This is a genomic window from Actinomadura rudentiformis (assembly GCF_008923185.1).
Lineage (GTDB): Bacteria > Actinomycetota > Actinomycetes > Streptosporangiales > Streptosporangiaceae > Spirillospora > Spirillospora rudentiformis.
Genome location: NZ_WBMT01000029.1, coordinates 24779 through 39925 on the forward strand (window position 1 = coordinate 24779; position 15147 = coordinate 39925).

Below are 15147 nucleotides of genomic sequence, written 5' to 3' on the forward strand. Positions count from 1 at the left end.
GTCTCGGCGGGGAGCGGTCAAGAGTCGGCGTCGCCGCGCAGCAGCGCGGCCAGGCCCGCATCCAGGGAGGTGTTGCCGGTGTCGGCGGCGCCCTCGATCCAGTCGGCCATCGCCCGAACTCTGGCGACGTTGCGGTGGATCGCGGCGCGTTCGTCGTCGGTGAACGGCCGTCCCGACAGGTTCGGCACGATCCGGCCGCCCGCGGCCACGAACGTCGAGCACGCCGCGATGAGGTCGATGAATCCCGTCGTGTGCTGGATGCGTTCGCGTGCCGGCTGCACGATCTGGCGGGTCCGCTCGCCCGCGGCGTGGTCGTGTTCGACCTGGGCCCGGTTCACCAGGTGCCGGGCCGTGGTGTCGCGCATGGCCTCGCGGGCCACCGCCGGCCGCCGCAGCAGGTCGGTGGTGATCTGCGAGGCGACCTGTTCGTCGGCGGCCAGGTCGTGGATCGCCGCGACCTTCTGCGCGACCGTGGTGGGTTCCCGGGTCTGCTGCCCGACCCGCTTGTGGGCCGTCTTCTCGGTCCACCGGCAGGTGCCGGTGCGCTCGTCCAGCGGCGGGTTGTCGATGGCCTCCCACCGCTCGGCCTCGTCGGGAATCGACGCCAGGATCGCGTGAACGTAGTGCGACACGCCCTTGCGGCGGCGCTGGGCCGGCCAGCGCGACGACACCCACCGGTAGTTGCGGATGGTATTCAGGGCCGCGCCCACATCATCGGCGAACATCTGCAGCAGCTCGTTCACCCCGGCCATGTTCTCGACCGGTCCGTGACCTTGACCTCCATGCCGCTGCAGTGGCTCGATCTCCAGAGCCTTATCGCCCAGCCCCCACTGGCAGCGCGTCTGCAGCTCCACCAGTTCCCGCGCCTCGCGCACCAGCTCCTCATAACGTGCGCGGGTCACGTGCCCGACCATCTCCACGCTCATGACTTCCCCGCCTCCTCCAGCGGAAGGGGATAGAAATCTGGCGCGGCAACGACAGTGTGCACATGATCACTTCACGTGACAATCCCTGCATACAAGGTCCTTTTCCGGCGCCGCGAAAACCTGCACCGCCGACTACCGATCCGTTCGCGAAGGGGGCACAGATCCCCCTCGCCGAACGGATCAACCCGCCGAGCGCGCGGCCTGACGCCCCCGCCTCGCCCGGGTCTTGCACCGCCGCGAGCAGAACACCGCCTCCACCCGATGATCCACACCCACCACCCACACCAGCCCGCACTCCGGACACTGCGCCCGCGCTGCCGGCGAGTCGTCCTTCACCGCCGCGACATTCCCCGCCACCCGCTGCTTCCACCGCCAATTTCCCCGGTGTCGCGTTCCCGCGTTCGGCATCTCGCAGCCATGCGTGATCTTGATGTCCATAATGGGCGGCATGACGGACGCGAGGGCGCGCGAATTGCTGGCGGCGGGCTGGGAAGCGCGCGAGGACGGGATGGTGGAGCGCGTCTGGCCGGACGGGACGCGCTGGCGTTGCGTGTACGGGCCCACGAAGGCCGGACGGTGCGAAGGCGATATCCCGGAGGGGCTGATCTTTGAGGCGGGCGAGGATGTCTACGTCGTCGACGTGCTCGGATTCACCGATCCGCAGGGCATGGTGCTCGACCGGGCGGACCGGACGGCCGTTGTGCTCGACTTTCTTGCTGCGGCACCAGAGGGCAGGGGGCTCGTCCGGAACGTTCTAAAGCCGCTGATGGTCCATGCGGCGGTGTTCAGAGAGCGGTCGTTGCGTCCTGTTGGGCTCAAAGGGTTCATGCTGGAGGACATGCCGCGCCGTCCGGCGGGTCCGCTGGCTGCGGCGGTCGCCGCTGCAGACGGGTCACCCGATCGCTGGCTGGACGTCGCGTTCGCCGCGCTGGATGCGAGGTTGCTGCATGTGGCGCTTGAGGCGCTCGACCGGGCGCTGGCCGCCGGAGCGGAGCCCGGGCTCGCCGAGCTGTGGAGGGGCTGGCTGCTCAAGGAGGCCGATCCGGCGGAGGCCGCCGAGGCTTTGGAACGAGCCGCTGACGGCGGCATGGCGGGCCCGGCGATCTGTCTCCTGGAGAGCATCCGGCCAGTGGACTGGGAACGTGCCACTCGGGAAGATCCCGCGTTCCTACGCGGCTGGCTGATCCGAGGGCTGAGGCTCGCCAAGTCCGGACGTCCCGACGACGCGCTGCGGGTACTCGATCAGGCCGCGTCCCTCCACCCTGACGCCGAGGTGCGCTACTACCGCGCCTACGTCCGGTCTTTGCTCGGGGACGATGACGCCGCGCTCGACGACCTTGCCGAGGCGATCCGCCTCGACCCGTGCATCACCGAGGACATCCTCACCGACCCTGACCTCGATGGCCTGCGCGGACACGAAGGCTTCCGGTTGCTGACCGGCCGCCGGGCCGGCGAGAGCGAGCAGGACCCCCAGACCACCGGGGTGCTGCGGCGGTTTGCGGCGAAGGTTGCCGCCCAAGCCCCGGAGGGATGGCGGCGAGCCGACCTCACTCTCGGCGGAAGCTACAGCGGCAGATACCTCCTGGCGGACGGCACCAAGGATCGCAGTGCCCCCCCGTTCGACGTTCTCGCCAAAGGGCTGCCCTTCACGCATGGCCGGAACAAGGTGATCAGGATGGCCGTGCACGCTTCGGGCTGGTTCGAGGCCGCTGTCGGAGGTATGGACGAGGATTCGGGTGCGGCCTTCGTCCTCGACGAGAAGGCATTGGCGAACGACCCCGGCGATGATCAGGAGGGGCCCGCCGATCTCAGCCAGGCGGGCGATCCCGACGAGGCCGTCCGGCTGCTGGGCGCCTACCTCCAGCGTCGCGAGGAGATCCTCGGTCACCCCGATGAGCTGCCCCCGCCTGCGGAGGATCGCGAGGAGGAACTCGCCGATCTGGACCCCTCGCTCCCCGACGACCTGCGCGCCCTCTACGAGGTGCTGGACGGCGACGGCGACACCGGGCTCATCGACAACGGCTACGAGTGGCTTGCCGCGTCGGACCTGTCCTTCATCCACATGGACGGCGACCACTACTGGATGGACGGTGTGCCGTTCGACACCGATCTGCGGAACACCATCCTGGACACCGGTCCGCCCTGGGCGGTCCGGCGCTCGCGCGACAGGGCCGGCTGGATCCCGTTCGCCGACGGCGGCAGTAACGACTACCTCGCCGTCGACATGGACCCCGGGCCGGGCGGGCGTCCCGGCCAGGTCATCCGGATCGGCCTGCGGCGGCGCCATCCCGCCTACGTCGCCGACTCGGTCACCTCGCTGCTCCGCCGGCACGTCGAGGCGCTCGACCGGGGCGACTGGGTGCACGAGGACGACCGTTTGAAGATCGATCTAGGCGACATGTCGCTCGACCGGGAGTCCGAGAACGAACCCGGCGAGGCCACAGTCTGGGGCGACCGCGACACACTGAATCCCGGCGTGAACACCCAGGTTCTGCGTGTGAGGGGCGGGGGCGACATCGACCTCGACGCCGTACGGGGCACCCGGCTGCTGCAGATGGAGCTGGACAAGTGCCGGTCGGCCGACCTCAGCCCCCTGCAGGACACCCCGATCGAGGCACTGACCCTCCTGGGCATGGAAGCCGTCGACCTGGCGCCGCTCGCAGGCCATCCGACGCTCCGCGCGGTGACGGTGCGCGTGCACCACGCGGTCGACCTCGAAGCGCTGGTCACCGTCCCCCGACTCCACGCGCTGGACCTGGGCGGATCGCAGGCGCTGGACCTTGCTGCGCTGGGCAGGATGAAGCGTCTGCGGTATCTGTCGTTGTCGTACGAGCAGTGGCTGGAGCTTTGGCGGCGAGACGTTCTGCTGCCTGGCCTAGCGATGGCCGTACTCTCCGGCACTCCGTCCCCGAGCACAGTGGCCCAGTGGGCGCGGCGTCTCCCCAAAGGGGAACGCGTCCAGCACTACATCGGCCAGTACTGACCCGAGGCTGGTCCTGACCGGAGGCTGGGCTTCGCCACGGCGCGCACGGCGAGGCCCGGGGGACGGGGCCAGGGGGCGAGGCTCCGCCGCCGGAGCGCGGGGGGAGGCTCCGCGGCCAGGCCGGGGCCGGGCGCGGGGCCTTGGGGGCTGGGCACGGGGCCCGGGATTAGGCGCGGGGCCTGGGCTAGGCCCGGGCTGGGACGCGGGCCTGGGGGCCCGGGGGCAAACCTTCCCTGGCCCAGGGACCGGGAGAGGTGCCCTGGGCCGTTGTGTCGGTTGGCTCGGGCGGGGGGTCAGTCTCGGTGGACGGCGTTACGGACGTTGATGGCGGCCGTTCCGAGCGTGGGGCTCCACTCTCGTGCGACGCCGGGGCCTTCGTTCCAGCCCTGGTGGCCGATGATGTAACCCCAGCCGCGGGAGAGGGGCATGCCGGTGATCCACGGCCCGCCGCTGGAGCCCGAGCCCATGTCGCAGCCGATTCGCCGGTAGAGGGCGTCCGGAGTGGCGGCGCCGACGCAGAACCTCAACTTCTGGGTGCTGATGCCGTCGCGGGGCGGATGGGTCTTCGACGGGTAGCCGAACGCACGGACGTCGTGGAAGGTGGTCTCGTTGTGGGCCTCGCCGAACCGGTAGCCCTGGTAGCCGACCACGTCGCCGACCTTGCGGCCGCCCGAGGTGTTCAGCGCGATGGCGGCCATGTCGTAGCGGTGCTTCTTGCCGTCGTGGTAGCCGTTCGGCACCGACCAGCTCTTGCCCGTCCACGTGCCGTGGGGCCGCTTCCCGTCGTGGTAGTCGGGCACGAAGGCGAAGTTGGTGTACCAGCGCTTGTTGCCGCTGCTGACGCAGTGGCCCGCCGTCCAGATCGTGTTGCGGTTGGACGAGTTGATCACTGCGGCGGAGCAGGAGTAGCCGGTGCCGTTGTTGGTGTAGAAGAGCTTGCCGATCGTGCTGGCGGGCATCTTGCCGTGACCCGACCAGAGCTTGGAGGCCGAGAAGTAGTCGAGCGCCAAGGTCCCCGGTGTGGCTTGCGGCGTGACGGCCGCTGGGACGAAGCCGTCGCCGCTCTCGCCGCTGGTGCTCGGAGGTGCGGGGCTGTCATCCGCTGTCGGCACGGGGGGCTCGACCGGAATCGCGGTGGCCATGCGTTCGGGTGTCCAGTACGCCTCGACTTCAGCGGAGGAGAGGGGCGATATCCCGGCCTGGGTGCCGGTGACGGCGGCCCAGGGATCGGTGGCGTCGAGGGCGTGGGCGGGGCCCGCAGTGAGCGGGGCGGCGGCCACGGCCATCGCGAGCAGGACGGTGCCGCGTCGGGTCGTCAAGGTGGGGTCCTCATCTCGGAAGACAAAGATCATCGGGGATGGTCGGGAGAAGAGAATCACGATCTTGGTGAACGAGGCCCGTACCGAAGATGATCTTTAGGGGCCACGTGGCTGACAGGGAAGCGGGCCTGATCGCGCCAGCGGTCACCACGGGGTGTCTGCAGGCCGAGAATGTGTGGTTGAGGAGCGACCAGCCGCGCCTGCTGGACGAAGCGGCCCGGCACGGTCGGCCATGTACGTGTGCTGGAGTCTCTGCTGCGCGCGTTTTGGGAGAGAGGCGAGTTGGGTCTTACGTGGCGGTGTTGCCGTTCTGCCTCCGGCGGGCTTCGAGCGCGTCCAGGATCAGGTCCAGGCCATAGCCGAACTCGCTGGTGTAGTCGTAGCCCGGCTGCAGGGCGTGGTCAACGATCATCTCCCTGAGGTACGGCAGCTCGTCCGCCGGCAGGTGATCGAGGATGCCACCGGCCACTTCCTCGACATCGTCCGGCGTCATCACCGGCAGGTTCGCCTCCTGGAGGACGAACCCGCCGATGTAGCTGTCGATGAGCGAGATGGCGTGCGCGGCCATCGGCAACGTGAACCCGGCCTTCCGGAGGACGCCGAGGACGGCGTCGTGGTGGCGTAGCGTCGCCGGGCCCGGGTTGCGACGAGAGTCCATGAGGCCGAGAGCCCAGCTGTGCTGCAACAGGACCGCCCGCGCGGAGGAGGCCTTCGCGCGGATCGCGTCGCGCCAATCGTCGCCCCCGGCCCTGGGTAGCTCGATCGCCGCGAACACCACGTCGACCACGCCGTCCAGGATCGCGTCCTTGTTCGGTACGTGGTGGTAGAGCGACATCGCCTCCACGCCCAGTTCCCGCGCCACCCGTCGCATTGTGATCGCCTCCACGCCGCCACGATCGGCGACGCGGATCGCGGCCTCCAGCACGCGACCTCTACTGAGCGGTTGCGGTGGCAAGACGGGCTCCAGGGACGGGACGGGACTGTTGACAGGCTTACAAGCGTAAGGCAGCCTTACGAGTGTAAGTCGCCCTGAGGCGGAATCAGCCTGAGTGGTGCCGGGGCGCGGAAGGGGATCCAATGCCGATGCCGAAGTGGTGGGGCCACGTCAATAAGCGGGTGTTCAACCCTCTTACGATCGCGCGTGGGAAGTCGCCAGTGCTCATCCATGTCGGACGCGTCTCCGGGGCGACGTACCGCACTCCGCTCGATGCGCATCCTGTCGACGGCGGCTACCTGTTCATTCTGGTATACGGCTCCGGCTCGGACTGGGTGCAGAACGTCCTTGCAGCAGACAGGGCGCGGCTCCGGGTCGACGGGCGGGACGTGGAACTCGCCTCCCCACGCCTCGTCGGGAAGGACGAGGCGTTCGAGGCCCTCCCCGATGACGTGGCGCGCCCACCAAGGGTGCTCCGCATCACCGAGTTCCTCCGCATGGACCTGGTCGCAGGGTGACGACCAGCGTCCAGCGCGCGGCGTACCGCAGGTGGACGATCAGCGTGCGCGGCCCGCCTCAGGCGGACGCGGTCTCCCATACGAAGCCGTCGGGGTCAGTGAAAGGCCCGGTATCGCTGCCGATCACGATCCGGTGTGATCCGGTGCCCTCCTGCGAGACGCCGGTGTCCTTGGCGAGCGCCCGGCGCGGGTAGAGCGCCAGCGTAACGGCCGACGACGGGGTGTCGAACTCGACGTACTTGCCGCCGAAGCTCTTCGCCACGGCCAGGCCGCGGTCGACGTAGAACCGCTTGCTCGCCTTCACATCCGCCGCTCCCAACAGGAGTGCGACCTGGTCGATGTGCTGGGCGGCAGGGCCGGTGTCCTTCTTCTTCGAGGTCGCGATCTTGCAGATCGTCCCGTCCGGGGCGCGGACGACGCCGCCGTAGCCCCAGAATCCCTTCGTGGCCGGCTTCAGCGTCGTGGCCCCGGCGTCGAGGGCGGCGGCGATAAAAGCGTCGACGTTGCCCGGCTGGGACACCACGAGGGACAGCGCGAACCCGCGGAAGCCGGTCGTTGTCGCGTCCGAGGCACGGACGTTCACGTACGAGTCCAAACCGAAGGCCTTGTAGAAGGCGTTCGCGGCTGTGGGGTCGGGAACTTCCAGGGTGACGGATTTGAACGAGGTCATGGCAGATCCTTTGAACGAGGTGGGTTCGTCGTCTTGTCGGCCGCCGTTGAGCGGCTGATATGGCGGGGCAGGTCGGGCGTTCAGCGGTCTTGAAGGAGCCCGAGGACATTGCCATCGGGGTCGATGACGGTGGCGACAATGCGGCCGCCGCCGACCTCCTGCGCGGCCTCCTTCACAGTGGCCCCCGCAGCGATCACCTCGGCCAGCTTCGCCTCGATGTCCGGCACGTGCCAGTAGGCCACCGGCGAGGTCATGCCCTGCGGTCCACCGCCCGGCACCAGCCCGATGTGCTGGCCCTCGACCTCGAAGCCGACGTAGTAGGACGAGTCGGTCTGCGGCGGGATACCGAGCAGGGCTGCGTACACCGCCTTCGCCTTTGCCAGGTCGGACACGGGATGCAGAACGGTCTTGATTCCTGGGGGAGAAGAGCCAGTCATGGTCACTCCTGTAGTCCTGAGTCACATTGACCCGCTGGGCGCGTATTCAAAGCTTCTCTCCCGGCCTGGCCAGTCCACATCCGTGGCGACCACGGACCCCTCCACTGATCGACGACACGGACGAACCACACGGACGAACCGCATGAGTCGACCGCATGAGTCGACCGCATGAGTCGACCGCACGGGGCGTGCGCACGGAGCGGCGGCACGGGCGGGTTGCACTGGGCGGCGGCACGGACGGGCGACACGGGGCGACCGTGTGAGTGGGCGCAGGGGGCGACGGTACGGAGGGGGCGTGCGGGCGGCCGCGCGGGGCGATGGGGGTGGTTGCTGCGGAGGGGGGCGGATGGGATGCGGCAAACTGGGGCGGTGGTGACAGGAGTGGACATCTCACCTCGTGAAGCCGAGGTGTTGGAGCTGGTCGGGGCCCATCTCAGCAATGCCGAGATCGCGGCACGGCTGTTCATCTCGGTGCGCACCGTGGAGAGTCACGTCTCCTCGCTTCTGCGCAAGCTTGAGGTACCGGATCGGCGGGCGCTCGCCCAGCGTGCGCCCGAGCCGCCCGGCGCAGGCCCGGCGCGTCCGGCGCCGGTCCTGCCAGCCCCGCTGACCTCGTTCGTCGGCCGGGTGAACGAACGGGCCGAGCTGAGCGAGATGATCAAGGCACACCGTCAGGTGACCGCGGTCGGGCCCGGCGGGGTGGGCAAGACCCGGCTCGCGCTGGCGGTGGCCGCGGAGGCCGCCGGTGAGTATTCCGACGGGGTGTGGTTCGTCGACCTGGTCCCGGTCACCGATCCGGACATGATCGCCACTGCGGTCGCCGGTGCGCTCGGCCTCGGTGAGCAGCCCGGCCGCGACATGACCGAGTCCGTGGTCGCCGCGCTGGCCGACCGTCGTGCGCTGCTGGTGCTGGACAACTGCGAGCAAGTGGTGAACGGGGTTGCGCTGTTTCTGGAGCGACTGCTGGCGGCCTGCCCCGGGATAAGGGTGCTGGCGACCAGCCGGGCGCGGTTGATGGTGCCGTTCGAACGGGTGTATCACGTACCGCCGCTGTCGTTGCCCGTCGGCGGTGAGTCGGACGCGGTCGCGCTGTTCATGGAGCGTGCGGCGGCGGTCGGCCGGCCGCTGGAGCCTCCGCAGCGCGATCAGGTCGCCCAGGTCTGTGAGCGGCTGGACGGGATGGCGCTGGCGATCGAGTTGGCCGCCGCCCGGTATCCCACGCTCGGGCTGGACGGCATCACCGCCGCCCTGTCCCATCCGCTGCGGATGCTGACCGGCGGCTCTCGTGCCGATGATCGCCATCGCTCGGTACGGGGGGCGTTGGACTGGAGCCATGCGCTGCTGGAGCCGGCAGACCGGGCGTTGCTGCGCCAGGTGTCGGTGTTCGTGGCCCCGTTCACCGCCGCCGCGGCGGCGGAGGTCGCCGGGTCCGAGGAAGGCATTGTCGCCGAGGGACTGGCCCGGCTGGCCGAACAGAGCCTGCTGGTGGTGACCGCGTCCCCGAGCGGGACCAGGTACCGGGCGCTGGAGACCATCCGCCAGTACGGGATGGAGCGGCTGGCCGAGACCGGTGAGCTGGTCGACGCCCGATCCCGCCACGTTCGCTGGTGCCTGGCCAAGGCCGACGCCCTGGCGGTCGTACGGGAGGACTGGCGGGCCCGGTTCGGCGCGGTGGCCGACGATCTGCGCGCCGCCCTGGCGTGGGCGGCCGACCGGCCGGAACAGCGCACGGACGCGTACCGCCTCGCCCGGTGCCTGGCGGAGCTGACCTTCACCCGTCACCTGATCGGCGAGTCCCAACAACGCTATGAGCAGGCCGCCGCGCTCGCCGACGACCCCGCCGTCACCGCGTCAATGCTCCGGCAGGCCGCTGCCGTGGCCGGCTGCCGGATGCGTGGTGATGACATGTACCGCCTCCACAGCGCCGCCGCGGAAGCCGCCCGCCAGGCCGGGGACACCGCCGGCGCCGCCTGCGACCTGGCGACCATCGCCACCACCGCGTGCAGGTTCTCGAGCAAGTTCGCGCGGAAGCTGCCGCAGGAGGAGACGGCCGCGCTCATCACCCAAGCGCGGCAACTGGCCGGCGATGACCTGGCAGCACGTGCCGCGGTGGCGTTGGCCGAGGCCGCGCGGGCGCTCCTTGACGCGGTCGGCGCCGCCCAGGGCCAACCCGGCGACTCCGTTCCGGAGACGATCGCGCGCGCCGAACGTGCCGTCGAGCTGACCCACCGTACGGGTGATCCACTTGCGGAATCCGCCGCGCTCGATGTGCTGACCGGTGCCCTGAGCTGGGCGGGTGACAGCTTCGCCGCCGCCACCACGGCCCGACGCCGGATCACGCTGCTGGCGTCCGCACCCGATACACCGGCCGCCACCCACGAGCTCATCGAGGCGCTCGGTGAGGCCACCGAGGCCAGCCTCGGCACCGGCGACCTGCCAGGGGCCCGCCGGTGGGGACGACAACTCGCGGATCATCCATTGCTGGCAGAGGTCGGGCACCGCGCCACGAGCTGGCTGCTCGTCGCCGACGCGCTGTCGGGCAACGTTGATCAGGTGCTCACCGGCAGCATCCGGTTCCTCGACGCGTGGCGGCGCGCCGGCAGCCCTGCCAGGACGGCCCTCGGCCCGGCGGTGGCCGCCGTGCTGACGATCCACAGCCTCCGCGACGACCACGACGCCCGGCGCGAATGGGGCGCGGTCCTGGATCAGTTCGGCACCCCGCCGGAGCGCACGTACGGCTACGGGGCGGTCTTCGACGCGATCCTTCTGCTCCACCATGGGCAGGCACGGGAGGCGCTGGAGCGGATGGCCCCCGAGCCCGGCGAGGTATGGAAATGGGTCACCTGGATCTGGCTTCATTGGTACGTGGCGCTTCGCGCGGAGGCCACCGTGCTCGCCGGAAGCCCCGACGCCCGTGACCGCCTGACCGAAGCCCGGACCATCACGGCCGGAAACCCGGTCGCCAGCGCCATCGTGGAACGGGCCGAAGCGCTCCTCGACAACGACCAGGCGCGGATCCTCGCCACGAAAGACGCCTTCGACGCGTCCGGCTGCCACTACCAGTCGGCCCGCACGCTGGTCCTAGCCGGGGGCAAGCACGCCGCCGCCGGCCAGACCACACTCGCCAACCTCGGCCTACCCCCCACACCCGCCCCCTAGCCGCCCCCCGCAGCCGCACGCCACCGCCCCCCGGAAGCCGCACCCTCGCGGCTGCCGTCCGGCCGAGCCCCGCTGCCGCGAGGTAGCCGCACTCCGCGGCTGCCCGGTTGCCGCACCCCGCAGCCGCTCGCCAGCCCACCCCGTAGCCACCCCGGTAGCCGCACTCGTGGCTGCCCGCTAGCTGCTCTCCGCGGCTGCCCGGCAGCCCCACCCCGTAGCCGCCCGGTAGCCGCTCCCCAGGGCCCGCGCTGCGGCGAGCGTGGGGGCCGGGGTGGTAGCGGAGCTGGTTTCGCCCCACTGACCTAATGCAATCCGGCCGTTCAATCGGGTCTGCGCCTCAGCTCACCGCCTGCTTCACCAGTGCGGCGATCTGGGTCTCCACCTCGGCCGTCACGTCGGTCAGGGCGAATGCGGTCGCCCACATCGCGCCGTTGTCCAGCTTCGCCGGGTCGTTGAATCCCAGCGTCGCGTAGCGGGCCTTGAACTTCGCCGCGCTCTGGAAGAAGCAGACGACCTTGCCGTCCAGCGCGTAGGCGGGCATCCCGTACCAGAGCTTCGGCGCGAGGATCGGGGCGTTGGCCGTGATGACGGCGTGGACGCGCTCGGCCATGATCCGGTCCGAGTCCCCCATCTCGGCGATCTTGGCGAGCAGGTCCCGCTCCGCCTCCGCCGCCTTGTCGGCGCGCGAGCCGCGGCGGGCCGCCTTCTTCTGATCCTGGGCGTGCTCCTTCATCGCGGCCCGCTCCTCGGCCGTGAATCCCTCGTACGTGCTGGTGGCGGTGCTGGCCATGGTCACTCCTTTGGTCCTGGGTCGCGATCGCCGCGGTGTGTCCGCCGGGCTGATCGCCGTGGTCACAACCTCTCGCAGGAGGAGTGCGGGCCGCCTCCGTGCTGACCACGGAAACCAGCACGGATCGTGAGTCGGGGTCCCTAGTGGGTGGTGGCAGTTCGAACCCTGGTCACCTCCCTGGAATGGGGGTGTTTTGTCATGGCGATTCGGCGGGTGGGGTGGTGGGTTCCGAACGAGCGTGGCGCTCTTGCTCGGGTGCCGTCCAGTTGGCCAGGAGCTGGAGGGCCTGGGCGGTCGGGGAGCCCGGTTCGACGTTGTAGACGCACAGCGTCTGATCCGTGTCGCCGGGAGGTTGCAGCGACTCGTACGAGAAATGCAGATCGCCGACGAGGGGATGGTGGTAGTGCTTGGCGCCATGGGTGCGGCGCAGCACACGATGGTCGTTCCACCAGGTCGTGAATTCGGGTGAGCGCAAGGTGAGCTCGCCGACGAGGTCGGCGAGTCGGCGATCGTTGGGGTAGCGGCCGGCATCAAGACGAAGGATGGCAACGGTCTCGGCGGCGATGCGTTCCCAGTCGCCGACCCGTTCGCGCGCCTCGGGATCAAGGAGGTAGTAGCGGGCCAGGTTCCGGTGGGTCGCGGGGAGCGCCTCGAAGTCGGTCAGCACTTCGCGGGCGAGGCGGTTGGAGGCCAGGACGTCCGTGCGGCGGCCGAGGATGAACGCGGGCACGTGGTCGAGGGTCTGCAACATCAGGTGCAGACCCGGCCGGACCCGTTGGGGGCTGATCGGGGCACGCCGAACGGGACGTGCGAGCAGGTCGGTGAGGTGCTCGCGTTCGCCGAGGTCGAGTTGAAGGGCGCGTACGAGACCCTCGGTGACTTCTGGAGAGGGATTGTCGGCGCGGCCCTGTTCCAGGCGGGTGTAGTACTCGGTGCTGACTCCGGCCAGCCTGGCGACCTCGTCGCGGCGCAGGCCGGGCACGCGACGGGGCCGGCCGCCGGCGGGCAGCCCCGCCTGGTCCGGGGTGATCCGGGCTCGGCGGGTGCGCAGGAAATCGGCGAGTTCGCGACTGCGGTCCATGCGTTCCAGTGTGCCCAGCCGCGCGTGCCGAGCTGATTGCCGGGGTGGTACTGCCAATACCTGCCTTCCGGATACCTGCCCGGTCAGGGCACTTTCCGGCACCCCACGAGGGGTGCTCCGGCTGGTTCTGTGGTGAAGGCAACGCGGCGACCCGCCGCGGTAACGTCCGAAAGGTACGCACTATGACCACGCAGAACTCTGCCCGTCCCCTCGCGGGTCGTGTGGCGGTCGTCACCGGCGCCTCCAGCGGAATCGGCGAGGCCACGGCCGAGCACCTGGCCGAGCTGGGTGCGAGTGTCGCCGTCCTGGCGCGGCGCGCGGAACGGCTGGACGATCTGGTTGCCCGAATCGAGAAGAACGGCGGCCAGGCCTTGGCGCTGGCGGTCGATGTGACCGATGTGGCCGCGGTACGGGCGGCCGCCGGACGTGTGGCGGACGAGCTGGGCGGCGCCGACCTGCTCTTCAACAACGCGGGCGTCATGCTGCCTGCCCCGATCGAGGAGCTGGCGACCGACCAGTGGCAGCGTCAGATCGACCTCAACGTCACCGGTTTGATGAACGTCATCGGAGCCCTTACACCCCAGCTGGTGGCCGCCGGTGAGCGCGGGGTCGCCGACCTGATCAACACTTCGTCGATCGCGGCGCAGAACATCTTCCCGACCTTCGCCGTCTACTCCGCCACCAAGGCCTACGTCACCCACCTGTCCCGCCACCTGCGGACCGAGCTCGGTCCGAAGAACGTGCGTGTCTCGGCGATCGAGCCGGGCATCGTCGGCACCGAGCTGCAGAGCCACGTCACCGACGAGGGCGCACAGGCATGGCTTGAGGGCTCCCGGGACACGATGGAATGGCTCACCTCTGAGGACGTCGCACAGACCATCGGGTTCATCGCGTCCCTCCCGCCGCGGGTGAACCTCCAGCAGGTCACCATCATGCCCACCGGCCAGCCCAGCTGAGCCCATGGCGTTGGAGGTCCCCCGAGGCTCGGGGGACCTCCAACGGACATCGCTAACTTGCGGCGGCGAGGAGGACGGCGCCCAGTTGCACCGCGACCAGCTTGCGGATCTCGGTCGCCGAGCTCGGGGAGTCGGTTTCGGCTTCCTGCACCCAGCGGTCGAAGCGTTCGGCGAGCAGGCGACGCTGGGTACGGATGGCCGGAGTGGGATTGCCCGCCGCGATCTCGGCATCGAGCATGCGCAGGAACGTTCCGAGCAAACGGAGGCGGAACAGGTGCACTGACTGGCGATGATCGAACCGTTCGGCGACCGTGGCGGGGCGGTCGGGGCCGGGAAGCGATTCGTCGGCCTGCTCGGTGAGCGTACGGAAGGTCCGCAGCGTGGCCTCGGTCGAGCGGCGGAACGGCGATCGTACGGTCAGGTCTTCCGCGACCGAGCTCAACGCGGTCTCGAGTGTGTCGATCAGCTCTCGCCGCGCCGCTGTCGCGGCGGCGACGATCTCCTGGTGGCCGGTGCCGGTCTCGGTCCGGTCGGACACCCGTTCGTCGGCCCACATGGGCACCTCGGTCACCAGGTGCAGGGCGCCGAACCGGGCGGCGTAGTCGGCGCTGCTGGCGCCCGCCCCGAACGCCGCGCCCACCCGTGCCCCGCTGGGGGTGGCGTGAACGGCGGGGGCGATCGGCTGGGAGCCAGGGAGTTCCGGCTCGCCGTGATGGAGGGGCAGGCCCTCAAGGCCAGGGAGCTCAGCCAGCCGATGCGCGAGCGTCGCGTCGTCGCGGTTGAGGTAGAAGAACGCGCCCTGGTGCTCCCCGTTGTGCAGCGAGCAGACGAACGACGGCTCCACCTCGTCCATCAACCGCATCAGCGCCGCCGTCTCCGGCAGCGTCCGGTCGAAGCGGTAGTCACCAGCCGAGAGCGGGAAGGTCCACTCGACCTGGTCGGCCAGATCCGGGCGGTAGAAGTGCTCGGCATAGGCACGGCGATCCCCGGGCCTGCCGTACCAGCCCTCGTTGAGGCGGGCGCCGTCCGGGTCGGCGCACGCGAGGAAGTGCCAGCGATACCCCAGCCTCGCGCGCAGCGCAGCGTCCTGGCACAGCAGGGTGATCAGCGCGGTGACGGTACGGAAGCCGACCGGTTCGTTGGGATGCGGGCCGCCGATGACCACGGCGTCCGCGGGGCCGTCACCGACGGTCAGCACGCGCAGAGGCTCGCCCAGCCGCGAGGTCCCGATGTGCCGGATTCTAACCAGGTCGGGGTGGGCGGCAGCCGCCGCGTCAAGCTCTGCGTGCAGGGCGTCCACGGACGGGAAGGCCGTGTAGCCGGGCACCCGGCTCATGTACTCCGCTACTTTCATAACGGGATTACTGTAATAAT

Annotated in this window: 13 protein-coding genes; 4 read left to right on the plus strand and 9 right to left on the minus strand. The window is 70.0% G+C overall.

Features of this window, described 5'->3' with window-relative positions; all coding sequences use genetic code 11:
* Positions 1-17: 17 nt before the first annotated feature.
* Entirely contained in the window at positions 18-926 is a 909-nt protein-coding gene (locus F8566_RS44240) for a DUF6192 family protein (RefSeq protein ID WP_151569465.1), read from the minus strand.
* A 180-nt stretch (positions 927-1106) separates the two neighbouring features.
* Entirely contained in the window at positions 1107-1364 is a 258-nt protein-coding gene (locus F8566_RS44245; protein ID WP_151569467.1) for a hypothetical protein, read from the minus strand.
* A 10-nt stretch (positions 1365-1374) separates the two neighbouring features.
* On the opposite strand from F8566_RS44245, the gene F8566_RS44250 reads away from it, so the two are divergent.
* Positions 1375-3909 (plus strand): SMI1/KNR4 family protein, encoded by a 2535-nt coding sequence (locus F8566_RS44250; RefSeq protein WP_151569469.1) that lies wholly within the window; start codon positions 1375-1377, stop codon positions 3907-3909.
* 293 nt (positions 3910-4202) lie between these two features.
* Here the strand turns inward: F8566_RS44250 and F8566_RS44255 are convergent, their stop codons facing one another.
* Both F8566_RS44255 and F8566_RS44260 read right to left on the minus strand, forming a co-directional pair.
* Entirely contained in the window at positions 4203-5228 is a 1026-nt protein-coding gene (locus F8566_RS44255; RefSeq protein ID WP_151569471.1) for a trypsin-like serine peptidase, read from the minus strand.
* A 289-nt stretch (positions 5229-5517) separates the two neighbouring features.
* Entirely contained in the window at positions 5518-6153 is a 636-nt protein-coding gene (locus F8566_RS44260; protein ID WP_151569473.1) for a TetR/AcrR family transcriptional regulator, read from the minus strand.
* Between the two features lie 152 nt (positions 6154-6305).
* On the opposite strand from F8566_RS44260, the gene F8566_RS44265 reads away from it, so the two are divergent.
* Positions 6306-6680, plus strand: coding sequence for a nitroreductase family deazaflavin-dependent oxidoreductase (locus F8566_RS44265; protein ID WP_151569475.1), 375 nt, complete (start codon positions 6306-6308; stop codon positions 6678-6680).
* Positions 6681-6738: 58 nt separating this feature from the next.
* On the opposite strand, the gene F8566_RS44270 is transcribed toward F8566_RS44265, so the two are convergent.
* Both F8566_RS44270 and F8566_RS44275 read right to left on the minus strand, forming a co-directional pair.
* Positions 6739-7350: a VOC family protein gene (locus tag F8566_RS44270; RefSeq protein WP_151569477.1), complete on the minus strand. Its 612-nt coding sequence runs from the start codon at positions 7348-7350 to the stop codon at positions 6739-6741.
* A gap of 80 nt (positions 7351-7430) precedes the next feature.
* A complete protein-coding gene (locus tag F8566_RS44275) occupies positions 7431-7787 on the minus strand; it encodes a VOC family protein (protein WP_151569479.1) in 357 nt (118 codons plus the stop codon).
* A gap of 381 nt (positions 7788-8168) precedes the next feature.
* On the opposite strand from F8566_RS44275, the gene F8566_RS44280 reads away from it, so the two are divergent.
* Positions 8169-10946: an ATP-binding protein gene (locus F8566_RS44280; RefSeq protein ID WP_225994075.1), complete on the plus strand. Its 2778-nt coding sequence runs from the start codon at positions 8169-8171 to the stop codon at positions 10944-10946.
* A gap of 337 nt (positions 10947-11283) precedes the next feature.
* Here F8566_RS44280 and F8566_RS44285 read toward each other — a convergent pair whose 3' ends face one another.
* Positions 11284-11736: an iron chaperone gene (locus tag F8566_RS44285; protein ID WP_151569483.1), complete on the minus strand. Its 453-nt coding sequence runs from the start codon at positions 11734-11736 to the stop codon at positions 11284-11286.
* A gap of 196 nt (positions 11737-11932) precedes the next feature.
* The gene (locus F8566_RS44290) at positions 11933-12817 is read right to left on the minus strand and encodes a helix-turn-helix transcriptional regulator (protein WP_151569485.1); all 885 of its coding nucleotides are present in this window, start codon (positions 12815-12817) and stop codon (positions 11933-11935) included.
* A gap of 182 nt (positions 12818-12999) precedes the next feature.
* Between F8566_RS44290 and F8566_RS44295 the strand changes: the two genes are divergently transcribed.
* Positions 13000-13773: an SDR family oxidoreductase gene (locus tag F8566_RS44295; RefSeq protein WP_151569487.1), complete on the plus strand. Its 774-nt coding sequence runs from the start codon at positions 13000-13002 to the stop codon at positions 13771-13773.
* Between the two features lie 52 nt (positions 13774-13825).
* Here F8566_RS44295 and F8566_RS44300 read toward each other — a convergent pair whose 3' ends face one another.
* Entirely contained in the window at positions 13826-15127 is a 1302-nt protein-coding gene (locus F8566_RS44300; RefSeq protein WP_225994076.1) for a M14 family zinc carboxypeptidase, read from the minus strand.
* Positions 15128-15147: the final 20 nt, after the last annotated feature.